Below are 15,497 nucleotides of genomic sequence, written 5' to 3' on the forward strand. Positions count from 1 at the left end.
CTATATTCTCCTTTAACCTGAAATTTTTGGTGTTGATGCTAATAATGTTTTTGTATAAGAATGTTGTGGATTACGGAATACTTCTTCCGTATTTCCAAATTCAACAAGTTCTCCTTTGTATAAGACAGCCACTTTTTCACATAAATAGTGAACCATCGGTAAATCATGTGCGATAAATAAATATGTATAGCCTTGTTCCTTTTGAATCTTTTGCAGCAAATGTACAATTTGGATTTGCAGTGAAACATCTAATGCTGAAATTGGTTCATCAAGGATTAATACTTCTGGCTCACATAATAGCGCTCTTGCAATGGCAATACGTTGACGTTGTCCACCGCTAAATTCGTGGGGATAACGATCAATATATCGTCTATCTAATCCAACACGCTCTAGTGCATCACCTGCGACTTTATCTTTCAATCCTTTATCGCCTAAACTGAATGAAATATATCCTTCCGTTACGCTATCGCGTACTTTCCAGCGCGGATTTAATGCAGCTGTGGAATCTTGAAAAATAAACTGTACTTTCTGTAAGAAATTCCGCTTATTAGCTGACTTCAGCGTGTGAACAACTTGACCGTTATAATCAATTTCACCAGACGTTGGTTTTTCAATCCCAGCTATGAGCTTACCAAGTGTTGTTTTTCCTGAACCACTTTCTCCGATAATGCCAAGAGTTGTTCCTTTCGGAATAGAAAGTGATATACCTTTTAGCGCCGCAATTTCTTTATTTTTACTTCCATATGTTTTTGTGACTTGTTTTACAGCTATTAAATCTGTCGTCATGAAGCATTCACCTTCTCTTTTGATTTCGCTTTATTATGCTCCAGAATATGCTGCCAGCAATGTGAACTATGCTCCTCAGAATATGTTGTTCTCTCTGGGAAACGATGAATACATTCTTTTATCGCTACTGGACAACGATTCACAAACGGGCACCCAAAACTATTTAACGTTTCAATTGAAGGTGTTGTTCCCTCAATTGCTCTAAGTACCTTTTCTGAATCATCCATATTTGGAATTGCTTGCAATAAGCTTTTCGTGTAAGGATGCTTAGGAGAGCCAATTACTTCCCCTATCGTTCCTTTTTCAACAACACGGCCCCCGTACATAACTACCACCCGGTCAGCTATTTCACGCACAAGTGCCAAATCGTGAGTAATTAATAAAATACTCGTATTTTGTTTTTCTTTTCGCTCTTTTAATAACCCCATAATTTGTTTTTGAATTGTTACATCTAACGCCGTTGTAGGTTCATCTGCAATAACGAGCTTCGGATGACATGCAAACGCAATTGCTAAACAAATACGCTGCCTCATACCTCCGCTCAACTGATACGGATATTGTTCAAAGCGTTTCTCTGCTTCATGTATCCCTAAATCATTTAGTAAGTTAACTGCAATTTCTTTTGCCTCTTTTTTCGATTTCTTTTCATGCTGCACAATTACTTCTGTAATTTGTCTTCCCACCTTCATCGTCGGATTTAAAGATGAAAGCGGGTCTTGAAAGATAAAGGAAATATCTTTCCCGCGAATTTGATTCCATTCTGATTCTTGTAAATCCGTTAATTCCTTTGATTGGAAAGATATATTTCCATCATCAATATGAATCGATTCTTGATTTAAGCCGATAATTGATTGTGCTGTAACACTTTTTCCTGAACCACTTTCTCCAACAAGTGCAACTATTTCACCTTCGTTAATAGAAAAGGAAACATGCTTCACAATTGCTTGCTTACTATTCTCTTTTTCAACGGCCAACGTTACGTTTTCTAAAGATAAGATTTGTGCCATGTTTTTTCTCCTTTCGATTACGTTTTACGATTTTCGGATCAATCGCATCTTGCAAACCATCACCAATCGCATTAAATGCGAACATGATTAGTGCAATCATGATTGCCGGGAAGAAAAGTTGCCACCATTCTCCGCTTAGTAATGTCCCGAGTGCATCGTTCGTCATCGTGCCCCAGCTCGCTGCTGGTGATTGTACTCCAAGTCCGATAAAACTTAAAAATGATTCTGAGAAAATAGCTGCTGGAATTGTAAATGATAAATTTACGATAATAATCCCTGTTAAGTTTGGAATTAAATGCCCATATATAATTTTCATATGAGGTGTACCTAATCGCTCTGCTGCGACAACAAATTCTCTTTGCTTTAAAGACAAGACTTGTGCTCTAATGAGACGTGCCATGCCAATCCATCCCGTTAACGCAAGGGCGATTATAATTGTAAAAAGTCCTGGTTTCATAACGATTAATAGTAAAATAACAATTAATAAATATGGGATACCGTATAACACTTCAATCCCTCTTATAATCCACTCATCAATTAACGTTCCAAGACGATTACGCCCTCTCACATATCCACTAAAACCTCCGATAAGTACACCAAGCCCTATATCAAGAGCTGCCGCTACCAATCCAACTGTTAATGAAATTTTCCCACCAGCCCAAGTACGCGCCCAAATATCTCTCCCTAAATCGTCTGTTCCGAACCAATGCTCACTACTAGGCGGTAAATTAGTTGCTTCTTTTACTTGTTCACTCGCAGTAAATGACGTTAAACTTTCGCCAATAAGCGAGAAAACAATAATTAGTAATAACGTCACTGCCCCTAAAACTGCTATAGGGTTTGATATAAACTTGCGAAACACTTCCTTTTTTCGGCTAATCGTTTGCTGATCTTTATTTATCGTTAATTCTTTTTTCTCTTCATTCGTTAATAACTGGTCATTAATTTCATAAGCCCCCATTTAAACATTCCCCTCCTTACGTAATAGAACGAATACGCGGATCAACAATACGATGAATGATATCTGTAATAAAAATACATACAATTAATAGCGAACTATAGAAAATGGTTGTTCCCATAATTACCGGATAATCTCGGTTAAAAATACTATCTACAAAATATTTTCCTAAACCAGGAATTGAAAAGATTTTTTCAATAATGAAAGTTCCTGTTAAAAGTCCAGCCATTAATGGGCCAACAAATGTAAGTACCGGAACAATTGCATTTCGAAGAGCATGTCTTATAATGATTTTCTTAATTGGTATACCTTTTGCTCTCGCTAGCTTAATATAATCACTCTGCAACACTTCAATCATATTAGAGCGAACAAATCTTGTAATAACTGCGATTGGCCCGAGCGCTAATGCGAAAGAAGGTAATACAGTATGCTCAAACGTTCCCCACGACGCCACTGGTAGTAATTCAAATTGGATGGCGAACACTTGTATAAATAGTGGCGCTAAAATAAAACTAGGAATAGAAATACCGAGAATCGCAAGCAAGCTCACACTATAATCAATCACTTTCCCATGATATAGCGCGGCAAATGTACCTGCGGCAATTCCGACTAACAATGAAATAACAAGTGCTTGTAAACCAATAATTGCCGATGGTCCAAAACCAGTTGTTATAATTTCCGATACACCTTGACCTGTTGATTGAACAGATTCACCAAAATCAAAATGAACTACCCCATCCAAATAAGCAACATACTGATTCCATAACGGTTCATCCAGGTGATACTTAGCTCTCATGTTTTGTATCACTTCTTCAGGAAAGATTTTCGCATCTGACGAAAATGGATCCCCTGGAATAATATGCATAATTAAAAATGTTACTGTCGTAATGACCCATAGCGTAAACACCATAACCGATAGTTTTTTAATAACATACACTTCGATAACCCCCTAAACAAATGAATTTACTTTGTTTTATTGACATATTTGTTCCTATTACTCCTTTTCCACTTCTTAAAACACAAAAAGCCTTGATCTTAAAAAATAAGATCAAGGCTTAATAAAACTATGCCCATCACTTATCTTTCAAGCCTTGCTTGCTGGAATTAGCACGGTGTTCTATTACAGAACCCGCTGCTGAGGTGTCATAGGGCCAGTCCCTCTACCTCTCTGGATAAGTAAATTGCTATATTATTATTTGGTTCAAATTGTATATTTTGAATTATAATTCTGAAAAAATGAAAAGTCAATCTAATTGGATATATTTAGAAAAATCAGTTTTTGATGGCATTATTTCTTAAAATCACTACTTTAACTTATAATAAAGGTAATTACTTTAAAGGAGTTATAAGATGGATCCCTTACTTCTGGCTACTATAGGATTGCCATTAACAATTGTCATACTCGTTATCATTGGTTTCTATAAACTCTTCATTAAAAAGAAACGTATCACTTCTTTTTATACACCCTTCGATAATATTACTGGACAAACAATTTCAGAATTTCACGAAGAGCAGAAGGTATTAGTATGCGAGGATGAAGACGGAGATGGTAAGAAGAAAAAATAACCTTGCGCATGCGCAAGGTTATTTTTTCGTTTCTGTTTGAAAACGTTTATAGTATGTCGATGCTGTTGAAAAATTAATTTCTATATCACGAATCAACGATGAATCTTCTTCTTTAGCTAACTTCTGTAATTTTTTCATCGCTTGTTCTGATTCATTTAAGAAACCAACATACATTTCATGTTCTTGTTCTTTCGACTTCGGTACATGAATTTCTTTACGCATATGATCTATATCTTCTAACATGCCCGTTGTTACATTTTGCACGTCTTCCTTAAATTTAGCATTAGTTATTTCCTTACCGCCCTTTTCTTTTGCCACTTCAAATAACTGTAACGCTTTATTAATTTCCTTGTTCATCTTCGCATCATACTTTTCATGTACCTCACGATACACTTTCGTATCTTCTGTCTGTTCAGTAGATTGCTCTACCTTTTCTTTCGGTTCCTTCGTATCTTTCGTGTCTTTATTTCCATTACATCCCGCTAGAAGGAGCATACCCCCAAGCATTGCAATACCGAAAACCTTCTTCATCTCTTATTCTCCTTTTATCTACATCTACTACGAATTACAGTTTCTCTTATCTCCACTTGTTTTATTATACCGAGAACGTCCTAAATTTTGCACTTAAGATGATCTCTTAATAAATATACACACATTTTTGTCACATTATCGTCACTTTATGCAAGTAACTTCACCACTCTACCTTACAAAACTGTAAGCACACATAGAGAACAAACCATGCTAGACTTACATATGCATAACGCAAGCGTAGTTAAGTTTTTAAGGAGAATCACCTATGTACAATACAATACCTTTTATGGGAGAAGATATTCGTGTCCTTATTCGTGAAAGATCACTTCATATTGAAAACACAGAAAACCTTCGCCGCGTATTAAAAAAGCAACATGCTCCATTTAAGTTAGCCCAATATTTAAAACAACAACATACAAATCAATTTCATACTGTGCTAAATATATCGGATAAATCATTAACAATCGAGATTATCGGTCATGTCTACATTGGAAATTTTGCAGATGTCTTAAAAGAAATTCCACGCATACCGAAGATTGCTCCTATTATCGTTGAGAGGGCATATAGAATTACAGATCATACTGATATTATTGACTGCGGGGAGAAAGAGGTCGACAGTAACCGCTGGGTATGGGATAAACTTGCTTTCTTATATGATGCGATCATGAATAATATGTATGAGTTATTTCAAAGAAATGAAAAAAAGAGCTGATTCAGAGAAATGTTTGAATCAGCTCTTTTTTGTTAAGCCTCTAAATTTTGTTTTTGTTGCAGTTCAAACTGCTGCTCACTTCTTTTTGCCATGAATAAATAGCATAACACAGCACCAATTTCACAAAGAGCTATAACAACACCCATAGGAAGTGCTGTATTACTTCCGCCAATACCTACTAGCGGTGCAACAAGCGCTCCTGAAATGAACTGTAATAAACCTAGTAAAGCTGATGCTGTTCCTGCTGCTTGTTTTTGATTTCTCATCGCTAACGAGAAGCCAGTTGTTGATACAACCCCAACACTTGATACAACGAGAAATAGCGAGCATAAAACACCGATTAGACCTATTCCTAATACGATTGTAAGTAGTAACGATAGACCGCCAACAGCCGCAATAACAATACCGGAAACAAATAATGTCTTCTCATTCACTTTCCCTGCTAAGCGGCCAGTAACTTGGCTAGCAATAATAATACCGATACCGTTAATTGCAAAGAACAAACTAAACTGTTGTGGTGATGCCCCGTATATATTTTGCAACACGAACGGTGAACCAGAAATATAAGCAAACATTGCAGCTGTTACTAATCCTTGCGACAATGCATAACCCATAAATAAACGATCTTTCAGAAGCTTTCCGTATGTCGCCAGCGTTCCCGACAAACCACCTGTCTCTCTTTCTTCAGGAGGTAATGTTTCACGTAATACGAAAGTAGATGATATTAGCATGAATACACTAATTGCTCCAAGAACGATAAAAACGCCGCGCCATGATGTGAACTGTAATAATTGCCCTCCAATAATCGGTGCCAAAATAGGTGCTGCTCCGTTTACTAGCATAAGCAGTGAGAAAAACTTCGTCATTTCAGAACCCGAATACATATCACGTACCATTGCACGTGATATAACGATACCAGCAGATCCTGAAGCACCTTGTAAGAAACGTAAAAGTACTAAACTCCAAATAGATGGTGCAACAGCACAAAGTAAAGAAGAAGCAACATAAATAATAAGAGCGATAATAAGAGGTTTGCGTCTTCCGTAAATGTCACTAATTGAACCAACAAATAACTGTCCCACTGAAAGCCCAAGCAGACAAGCAGTTAATGTAAGCTGCGCAAGGGATGCACTCGTTTGTAAATCATCCGTTAACTTTGGTAAAGAAGGCAAATACATATCAATAGATAATGGCCCAATTGCCGTAAGTGTCCCTAATACAAGAATCATCCATAACCTGTTTGTTTTTACAGGTTTATATACTTCGTGATTAACTTCATTCACTTTTTCCATTCACCCTTTCATATAACTACTTAACCGTAACAATTATAGTTACAACATAAATATACGTCAAGTATACCGTATTTTCCTGTTTAATAATGTAAAAAAAGCGATAGAATCTCTATCGCTTTACTTTTTCAAATTACTATTTGTAAATTTAGATACAGATGCCATCATTTCTCCTGTGTCTAAATATGTGATTTGAATTGGATCTCCTACTTCTGTAAACATTGCATATGGGAATTTCTTCGCCGGTACCATGAATACTTTTTGCTCGTTTTCTAATAGTACGTACACAATCGTATTTTCACCTGATTTTTCTTTATACACACGTTGTACAGTACCTTCTTTTTGCGCTTCTTTCCCATTTGAAGTCGGTCTAAATGAATCACCACTTCCACTCAGCGCATTTTTATAATTCTCAAGTGCTTCTTTTTGCGTTGAACCTGTTGCAAACACTTTTGCATTAGAAGCATATATAACAGTATGAGCACGTACTAATCCCCCGTCATCAATAACCGGTACAATCCAAGAAGGCTTACCATATACGTTATAAATAACCGGCATTGTTCCATGCCATTTCTCTCTCTTAAAGGAATTATCCACTACTTCTGTAGCAGCCGAACCGTCCATAATTCCCTTCACTTCTTTTCCGTTATAGTAATACAACTTTCCTGTACGTGCATCAACTAATGAGTAACCGAGGGCAGAATCTACTCCTTCTTTCGGAGAGGTGAAATCTGTAAAGTAATACAGTTTACCATCCTTTCCGAAGATTGGCGTAACGCCTTCCTTCGTCCCCCACTCAGTCGGAATCTTCATGTCAGTTTGTGAGAATTTCGTATTCCAAAATCCGTGAATATATTTTCCGAAGTACGTATTTAACGTAGATGCTGTTTCATGATTTAATACACCATCAACGAATTTAGGTGCATTCCCTTTATCATATCGTTTCACATCACCTGTTTGTGCATCAACAACGACAACGCCTTCTACTTCAAACCCTGATCTTCCTGAAATAAACTCACCGTATGTCATTGTATAATACGGTTTTCCTTTATCATCAACTTCAAATTTTGGTTTCCCTTTAAAAACTAAATCTGGCTCTGCTTTTCGAACAACACGTTCTAATTTATTACCGAAAAACATGCTTGGTACATACTTCATTTTATATCCAAGATGTAATTTCGCTTCCGCATCAGGATTTGTACCTGACATTGTTACGTAACCTGGAATTGTTTCCGCTTTACGTGCTTTAAAAAATCCCGAAACTTCTATCGGTGCTACATACAAGGCTTCACCATTTACCATTTGTGGCGTTAATTCCCCTAGCTCAAAATAAGCTACTTTCGGAATATCACCAAATACCTTTTTCATTTTATTTTCCGCTGTTTTAGGCGGAACTGTAAACGGTTGGTCATTTTCAGTAAATGGCTCCGAAATATCTTTCTCTACCTTCACGACCGAATCATATTTCTTTTGCGAGATTACTATATCGTGCAAATAACCAAAATAGCCGTAACTTGCGAGTAAAACAAACATTAGAAGTCCTTTTAACGTACCTTCTAATTTCCCTACCTGCTCTTGTGAGAATAAAACAAGCCCAATTAAAATCGCTACTGCAACAGAATAATGAGTAAGAATAGAATCTGCTCGATCATCAATTAGCCAAAAATATTCATAGATTGCAATACCTATCCAAAATAAAACAGGAATAACTAAAATAGATGATTTCTTACCCTTTACAACTTTCTCATTTCCTCCTTTATCCACCGCGCGAATTTTATTACCGCTTCTAGTCCATGGAATCAAAAATAAAGTGAGAATAGCTAAAACTATAAATTTCATCAAAGGCAATGTCCCCTTTTCTTTTGTCTTCTCCATAAGTATAACAAATAAAGGGTAATCAGGTAAAAATGGGTATGATTATATTTTTTTGCTACTTAATACAATTCCACTCACTACATATAAAACTGAAGCAATGTAAAAAATAGTCCCTATCGTAAAGAAATCCACTAGGTAACCAGTTGCAATTATAGCTACTCCGCCACCAATTGATGTCCATACATGGTATTTTCCAATTTCGTAACCAGCTTCCTTATGCGCTACCTTTCGTGCTAACGATGTCTTCTCCGTATTACGCTGCACAGCACCTAAAATACCCATTAAAATTTGGAGAATGTATACATGCCAAACTTCTGTTGCAATAGGGAAACAAAGCATTAATATAGCCATGGACCATGCGTATATAATTAATAACTTTCTATCACCTATCCTATCAGAGGTTCTTCCAACTAACGGATATACTAGAGCTGAAGTTAAGGCAAATAAACCGTACGCCCAGCCAAATTGCGAGAAACTATTTCCAACATTTCGAAGCAATAGTATATAAAAAGGAAATACCATGCTACCCGCCATCATAATAATGCTTTGTGAGGCCACAAATCTTCTATATGTCATTTGCTATACTCCTTATAAAATAAATTCACAAACCTTTCCTCTGGGTCTACTTCCTTCTTTTTCTGAAGGAATTCTTCTATGCGAGGATACGCTTTCTTTAGTTGCTCCTTTTCCGGATAAGAATAATACGGTAAATAATAACTTCCATTATGCTTTAAAGTAACATCAATCATCTTCTGAATGACCACTTTTGTTTTCTTTATTTCATCCTCAGAACGCCCTTGATTAATTAGAAGCACAAGCGCAAACATATCATCTTTCGCATAAGATAGCACCGCATTCTCATTCTTTTCTACATAGCGGATTGTAATGTTAAGAAGGTTTAATTCCTCTTCATTTAAAACGCTTCGCAAATCATCTATATACTCTGCAAAACCATCTATCGGTACAAAGTACTCTTGTAAAACTTCGGTCAAGTTTGGATTATCGTATTCCATAAAAGCACTATCAGATCTCATTACGTTATTTCGAGTTTCGTACTTACCATCTGTACGTTCAAAATAACTTCTTTGTATATCCCAAAATGCGCCCTTTCCCCAGTCACTATAACGTGATAATCCAAGTAAGAATTTCGGCGCAGCTATAATATTTTCTTCTTTTAATTTGCTGTACTCTTTCAACTTCTGTTGATCTTCTGCTAGTACATAATCTGTCACATACATTTCTTTTAAAAATGAATTTGAGGCAACAGAAATACGTGCTAAATGCATACGTATATTCTCGTCCCTTCGCACTTTATTCTTAAAGTATGAAGAGTATTCTTTATAATCTAGTACCTTCGTATGCGTTTCATACAATTCATCGTTTGTTAACTGTAGCGTCACATCTAAAATCACACCAAACAATCCATATCCCCCAATTACATACGGAAACAAATCAGCATTTTCTTCTCTACTTACATTACGCACTGTACCATCTGCCATTAACAATCTGAACGACTCTACTGTATCAATCAATGCTTCATGACGAATATCACGCCCATGTACATTTACACTTAATGAACCACCAACAGTAAAAATATTTTGAGATTGCATCACTTGAACTGCAAGACCATATGGATTGATTTTCTTTTGAATGTCATTCCATGTGACACCGCTTTGCACCCTAATCCTCTTCTTCTCCGGATCGAATTCTAATATTTCATTATACCCTTTCATATCAAGCATCGTACCGTTCGGATAATACGTCTGCCCGCCTTGGCTATGTTGCATACCTGCAATAGAAATCTTCTCTCCAGAAACATTTGCATCTTGCACTAACTTTTTTAATGAACTTTCATCCTCAGCATTTTCAACACGTTTAATTTTCGTTGGAAGCAACTTTCCTACATCGCTCATAATAGGATGTTCTAGTTTCTCTTTATATGTATATATAGAAGTCGCGAGCAACACTGTATATACTACAATGACAACTGCTATCTTTCTTTTTTTCAAATGGCACTCTCCTTTTCTAACGTTCTTCCTCTTCATATTTTACCTATTTTCCTTTAAAAAAGTATTAACAAAAAAGAGAGCGACCCTTTATTTTAGGTCCCTCCCTCATCAAGACTGTTACTTTGCTGCTGGCAGCTGTATTGGCTCAAACTTTTCGTACGATGTATATTTTGCATTCGTAATAATGTGTGCCTTATCCTCACCATTACTACTCATAATCATATCTATCTTCGCTGATTCATATTTAAAATCTTTTGTAATGATATATTCTGCATCCACTTCTTCTATCTTTGCATTTTGTGCTTGTAGCATTTTCTTCTGCGTTTCATCCATGCTAGCTAGCATGCTCTCTGTTTCTTGCCCTTTTAATATAAACTTCAGCTTATATTTATCTCCGCTTTTCTCCATCTTCATTTTATCTAAAACTACTGCTGGCACTTCTAAATTATCTATAATATCTTGAGTGACTTTCATCCCGCCAGCATTTAATTGCTCCTCCGGTACAGATATAACTTCTCCTGTTTTAGGATTTTTCACCTGACCAGCAACTTTACCATCCACAGCATACACTACAACATCTGTACCAGAAACATTCATTTCAGAACGCGAATTCTTTTTCTTTGGCTCTAATTGCATTTTAGCCTTTAGTACATCCATCTCTGTTCCTTCAGCTTTTATCCCTACATCATATGCCATCGTTACATGTTCTTCATTTTTAAAAGCTTCATTCGCTTTCTTGAAAACATCCTTCGCTGCTAATTCCTTTTCTTTCTGCATGGCTTCTTTTTTCGGTTCATCCGTCTTTGTTGTTTTCTCATTACTACACCCTGCACCTAAAATAACTGCAAGGACTAAACTAGAGGTTAAAATAAGTTTTTTCATAATTCTCCCTCCTTTCCAAAAGGGTATCATCTATTTTCCTTTTAAATCTATATAATTTTTAATATTTCTATTTAACTTTATTTCTCGAATAACAACATGTTTAAAGAAATACTTAAATATGTTGTAAATAAAAACAACTAAATTCAGGAGGTCATTATGAAAGCAATTATTTGCACAAAGTATGGGCCGCCTAATGTTCTCAAACTTCAAGATTTAGAGAAACCTACTCCAAAAAAGAATGAGGTATTAGTTAAAATTCACGCAACAAGTGTAACAACTGGAGATTGTAGAATGCGCGGCTTTAATAGCCCCCTTTTATTTTGGATTCCTATGCGGATTATATTAGGTTTTAAAAAACCAAGAAAACCTATACTCGGCGTGGAGCTATCTGGTGAAATCGAAGAAATAGGAACAGATGTAACTCAATTTGAAAAAGGAGACCAAGTTTTCGCATTAACAGAGCTTAATGTCGGTGGTTATGCAGAATATACATGTGTACATGAAAGCGGATTGATATCATTAAAACCTACCAATGTGACGTATGAAGAAGCTGCCGTTATTCCTTTTGGCGGAACTTCAGCATTACACTTCCTGAGAAAAGGACGTATAAGAAAAGGGCAACAAGTACTTATATATGGCGCATCTGGTTCAGTAGGAACAGCTGCCGTACAACTTGCTAAATATTTTGGCGCGACCGTTACAGCTGTTTGTAGTAATTCAAATTTTGAACTAGTGCAATCTTTAGGAGCTAATCACGTAATTGATTATACGAAAGAAGATTTTACAAAGCGGGCTGAACGCTACGATATTATATTTGATGCAGTTGGAAAAATTAAAAAATCCCATTGTAAGAAAGCATTAACCGCTAACGGTAAATACGTGTCGGTCAATGGAACGATGGCAAAAGTGAGCAAAGAAGATATGCTTCTACTAAAAATGCTAACGGAAGAAGAAAAATTAAAGCCAGTTATTGATAAAACTTACCCGTTAGAAGAAATTTCAAAGGCTCATACGTACGTAGAGACCGGACATAAAAAAGGTAATGTTTCTATTACCTTAAAATAAAATATATTCAGAAAATAACATTGACAATTCTTTTTGTAAGATTTACTATTAGTACCATATTTAAAAACTACATACACATACTCTTATCAAGAGTGGCGGAGGGACTGGCCCGATGATGCCCGGCAACCGAGCTTATAAAGTATAAGCTAAGGTGCTAATTCCTGCAGAACGATTTTCGTTTTGGAAGATAAGAGAGGAACCTATTTCGTCTATTCGGCACCTCTCTTATTTTTGAGAGGTGCTTTTTATTTTGGAACGTATATTAAGGGGGAATTATAGATGAAAAAGGTATTAGTAAGTATTGTAAGTGGAGCTGTATTGTTGTTAGGCGCATGCGGTGCTACTTCTGATAAAGAGGTAAAAGCATTAGATGAGAAAAAGATTACCGTTGGTGTAACAGGTGGACCGCATGAACAAATTTTTGAAAAGGTGAAAGAAGTTGCAGCAAAAGATGGCCTCCAAATCGATGTAAAGGTATTTAATGATTATGTAGCACCAAACGTATCTTTAGATGAAAAAAGCCTCGATGTAAATAGCTACCAAACTAAATCTTATTTAGACGTATTTAAAACTGAACGTAATATGAAATTAACTGAAGTATTTTCCACAGTAACATTCCCTATGGGTATATACTCTAAAAACTTAAAAGATATAAAAGAATTAAAAGAGGGCGACGCAATTGCTGTCCCAAATGATCCAACAAATGAGCTTCGTGCTTTAAAGCTATTTGAAAAAGCAGGGGTTTTAAAAGTGGATCCAAAAGCTACAGAAAAAGCGACTGCAAAAGATGTAATTGAAAATCCGAAAAATTTAAAGATTGTTGAATTAGAGGCATCTCAATTACCAACGCAGCTAGGTGAAGTGAAGGCAGCTGCGATTAATACAAACTTTGCATTAGGTGCAAAATTAAGTCCAGCAAAAGATTCGATTTTCCGCGAAGGAAAAGATTCACCATATGTGAACTGGGTCGTTGTTCGTACTGAAAATAAAGATGATGCAGTTATAAATAAGTTAAAGAAAGCTTATCAATCTAAAGAAGTAAAAGATTTCATTGAGAAAAAATTCGATGGTTCTATTTTACCGTCTTGGTAGGAGCTGACTATAATGATTGAATTAAAAAACGTCTCCAAAGTATTTACAACAAAAAAAGGGAATGTTGAGGCCCTTAAACCAACTTCCCTTAAAGTAAAAAAGGGCGAAGTATTTGGAATCATCGGATATAGCGGCGCTGGTAAAAGTACATTAATTCGCTGTGTAAATTTATTAGAAAAACCAACGACAGGAAATATCATTGTAAACGAACAAGATTTAACAACCTTATCGACAAAAGAACTCGCAAAAGCGAGACAAAAGATCGGCATGATTTTTCAAGGATTCAATTTACTTAAAACCGTTACCGTTTATGAAAACATCGCACTACCCTTACGTCTATCTGGTCTTCCCAAAAATGAAATTGAAAAAAGGGTAGAAAAGTATTTACGTATTGTTGATCTTTTCAATAGAAAAGATGCCTATCCAAGTGAACTTTCTGGTGGTCAAAAACAGCGTGTAGCGATCGCTCGCGCACTATCTCATGAGCCTGAAGTTTTATTAAGTGATGAAGCAACGAGCGCATTAGATCCGGAAACGACCGATTCTATTCTTGATTTATTATTAAAGATCAACGAAGAAATCGGAATTACGATTTTGCTAATTACACACGAAATGAATGTCATCCAGCGTATTTGTGACCAAGTTGCTGTAATGGAACATGGATCTGTCGTTGAAAGTGGAACAGTGAAGGACATTTTTACAAACCCACAACATGTAACAACGAAGAAATTTGTAAATAGCGCATTTGCAGCTAAAATTCCAGAAGAGGTACAGAAAGAGCTACAAAGTACTGGAGAAATCGTAACACTTTCATTTATAGGAACCGCTTCAGGAGAACCCGCGTTAGCTATCGCTACAAAACGTTTCCACGTATATCCTAATATTTTATCAGGCAATATTACGCAGTTAAAACATGAGGCATATGGGAAACTGGTCGTTCATATGCAAGGTGAAAAAAGTGAAGTACACCGTGCCTTATCATTTTTACAAGAACAAGGAATTATCGTAGAAGGAGGTAGAACAGATTATGGGAAACAAGTCCTTTTTGGATGAGTGGGGTAACGTAATATGGGAAGCAACAATTCAAACATTTCAAATGACATCTATTTCACTACTTATATCTATCCTTATTGCATTACCACTCGGTGTCACACTTGTTTTAACGAGACCTGGTGGACAGCGAGAAAATAAAATTATCTATCCTATTCTTAATACAGTTATTAATATCATTCGTTCTCTTCCATTTATCATTCTATTATTCTTCATTTTACCTTTTACAAAGTTTCTAATGGGAACGTCCATTGGCGTGCAAGGTGTTATCGTACCACTTGTTGTCTTCACAGCCCCTTATATTGCACGTTTAATGGAGACAGCTTTACTAGAAGTAGATCGTGGTGTTATTGAAGCATATCAAGCGATGGGAGTTTCTACTATTAAAATCATTTGGCACGTCATGGTTAAAGAAGCTCGTCCATCTCTCGTACTTGGATTAACAATCGCAACGATTGGCTTAATCGGTGCAACAGCAATGGCTGGACTTGTAGGTGCTGGAGGCCTTGGTGATCTCGCATATCGATTCGGTCATTTACGTTACGAACCTGAAGTAATGTATGCAACAGTCTTTATTTTAATCATTCTTGTTCAAGGATTACAGTCATTAGGGAATGGTATAGCACGAAGATTGAAGAAAGATTAAAAAGAAGGTATCTCACTGAAATGAGATAC

Annotated in this window: 16 protein-coding genes and 2 riboswitches; of the genes, 6 read left to right on the top strand and 10 right to left on the bottom strand. The window is 36.2% G+C overall.

The window, feature by feature from the left end:
* Nucleotides 1-12 precede the first annotated feature (12 nt).
* The 4 genes from AC1DTM_RS04520 to AC1DTM_RS04535 are packed head-to-tail and all read right to left on the bottom strand — an operon-like array spanning nucleotide 13 to nucleotide 3,688.
* Complete coding sequence (locus AC1DTM_RS04520; RefSeq protein ID WP_199715520.1) at nucleotides 13-786, bottom strand: ABC transporter ATP-binding protein; 774 nt, start codon at nucleotides 784-786, stop codon at nucleotides 13-15.
* A complete protein-coding gene (locus tag AC1DTM_RS04525) occupies nucleotides 783-1,793 on the bottom strand; it encodes an ABC transporter ATP-binding protein (RefSeq protein ID WP_246907888.1) in 1,011 nt (336 codons plus the stop codon). The genes AC1DTM_RS04520 and AC1DTM_RS04525 overlap by 4 nt, the downstream gene beginning before the upstream one ends.
* A complete protein-coding gene (locus AC1DTM_RS04530) occupies nucleotides 1,750-2,754 on the bottom strand; it encodes an ABC transporter permease (protein WP_016103319.1) in 1,005 nt (334 codons plus the stop codon). The genes AC1DTM_RS04525 and AC1DTM_RS04530 overlap by 44 nt, the downstream gene beginning before the upstream one ends.
* Nucleotides 2,755-2,770: 16 nt before the next feature.
* Complete coding sequence (locus AC1DTM_RS04535; RefSeq protein ID WP_016103318.1) at nucleotides 2,771-3,688, bottom strand: ABC transporter permease; 918 nt, start codon at nucleotides 3,686-3,688, stop codon at nucleotides 2,771-2,773.
* Between the two features lie 137 nt (nucleotides 3,689-3,825).
* Nucleotides 3,826-3,930, bottom strand: a riboswitch (SAM riboswitch).
* A gap of 171 nt (nucleotides 3,931-4,101) precedes the next feature.
* Between AC1DTM_RS04535 and AC1DTM_RS04540 the strand changes: the two genes are divergently transcribed.
* Nucleotides 4,102-4,317, top strand: coding sequence for a DUF3951 domain-containing protein (locus tag AC1DTM_RS04540; protein WP_000371385.1), 216 nt, complete (start codon nucleotides 4,102-4,104; stop codon nucleotides 4,315-4,317).
* An 18-nt stretch (nucleotides 4,318-4,335) separates the two neighbouring features.
* Here the strand turns inward: AC1DTM_RS04540 and AC1DTM_RS04545 are convergent, their stop codons facing one another.
* Nucleotides 4,336-4,848: a hypothetical protein gene (locus AC1DTM_RS04545; protein ID WP_002113360.1), complete on the bottom strand. Its 513-nt coding sequence runs from the start codon at nucleotides 4,846-4,848 to the stop codon at nucleotides 4,336-4,338.
* A gap of 265 nt (nucleotides 4,849-5,113) precedes the next feature.
* Between AC1DTM_RS04545 and AC1DTM_RS04550 the strand changes: the two genes are divergently transcribed.
* Nucleotides 5,114-5,560, top strand: a complete 447-nt coding sequence (locus AC1DTM_RS04550) for a hypothetical protein (protein ID WP_002113359.1) — start codon at nucleotides 5,114-5,116, stop codon at nucleotides 5,558-5,560.
* A 32-nt stretch (nucleotides 5,561-5,592) separates the two neighbouring features.
* Here the strand turns inward: AC1DTM_RS04550 and AC1DTM_RS04555 are convergent, their stop codons facing one another.
* The 5 genes from AC1DTM_RS04555 to AC1DTM_RS04575 all read right to left on the bottom strand — a co-directional run bounded on the left by AC1DTM_RS04555 (nucleotide 5,593) and on the right by AC1DTM_RS04575 (nucleotide 11,615).
* Complete coding sequence (locus tag AC1DTM_RS04555) at nucleotides 5,593-6,852, bottom strand: multidrug effflux MFS transporter (RefSeq protein ID WP_016103317.1); 1,260 nt, start codon at nucleotides 6,850-6,852, stop codon at nucleotides 5,593-5,595.
* 117 nt (nucleotides 6,853-6,969) lie between these two features.
* Nucleotides 6,970-8,688, bottom strand: a complete 1,719-nt coding sequence (locus AC1DTM_RS04560) for a DUF3981 domain-containing protein (RefSeq protein ID WP_002159579.1) — start codon at nucleotides 8,686-8,688, stop codon at nucleotides 6,970-6,972.
* A 78-nt stretch (nucleotides 8,689-8,766) separates the two neighbouring features.
* Complete coding sequence (locus tag AC1DTM_RS04565) at nucleotides 8,767-9,300, bottom strand: MFS transporter (RefSeq protein WP_002113356.1); 534 nt, start codon at nucleotides 9,298-9,300, stop codon at nucleotides 8,767-8,769.
* Nucleotides 9,297-10,733 carry an FAD-binding oxidoreductase gene (locus tag AC1DTM_RS04570; protein ID WP_016103316.1) on the bottom strand — a complete coding sequence of 479 codons (1,437 nt, stop codon included), beginning with the start codon at nucleotides 10,731-10,733 and terminating at the stop codon, nucleotides 9,297-9,299. Before AC1DTM_RS04570 ends, AC1DTM_RS04565 begins: the two co-directional genes overlap by 4 nt.
* Nucleotides 10,734-10,850: 117 nt before the next feature.
* Nucleotides 10,851-11,615, bottom strand: coding sequence for an outer membrane protein assembly factor BamD (locus AC1DTM_RS04575; protein ID WP_016103315.1), 765 nt, complete (start codon nucleotides 11,613-11,615; stop codon nucleotides 10,851-10,853).
* 156 nt (nucleotides 11,616-11,771) lie between these two features.
* Between AC1DTM_RS04575 and AC1DTM_RS04580 the strand changes: the two genes are divergently transcribed.
* The 4 genes from AC1DTM_RS04580 (at nucleotide 11,772) to AC1DTM_RS04595 (ending at nucleotide 15,468) form a co-directional block, all read left to right on the top strand.
* Nucleotides 11,772-12,680 (top strand): NAD(P)-dependent alcohol dehydrogenase, encoded by a 909-nt coding sequence (locus tag AC1DTM_RS04580; RefSeq protein ID WP_016103314.1) that lies wholly within the window; start codon nucleotides 11,772-11,774, stop codon nucleotides 12,678-12,680.
* Nucleotides 12,681-12,760: 80 nt separating this feature from the next.
* Nucleotides 12,761-12,874, top strand: a riboswitch (SAM riboswitch).
* An 85-nt stretch (nucleotides 12,875-12,959) separates the two neighbouring features.
* Nucleotides 12,960-13,772: a MetQ/NlpA family ABC transporter substrate-binding protein gene (locus AC1DTM_RS04585; RefSeq protein ID WP_016103313.1), complete on the top strand. Its 813-nt coding sequence runs from the start codon at nucleotides 12,960-12,962 to the stop codon at nucleotides 13,770-13,772.
* 12 nt (nucleotides 13,773-13,784) lie between these two features.
* A complete protein-coding gene (locus tag AC1DTM_RS04590; protein WP_078180253.1) occupies nucleotides 13,785-14,825 on the top strand; it encodes a methionine ABC transporter ATP-binding protein in 1,041 nt (346 codons plus the stop codon).
* Nucleotides 14,800-15,468 (top strand): methionine ABC transporter permease, encoded by a 669-nt coding sequence (locus AC1DTM_RS04595; RefSeq protein WP_000527155.1) that lies wholly within the window; start codon nucleotides 14,800-14,802, stop codon nucleotides 15,466-15,468. Before AC1DTM_RS04590 ends, AC1DTM_RS04595 begins: the two co-directional genes overlap by 26 nt.
* The last annotated feature ends 29 nt before the right edge of the window (nucleotides 15,469-15,497 follow it).

Source organism: Bacillus sp. P4_D3, from assembly GCF_056401855.1.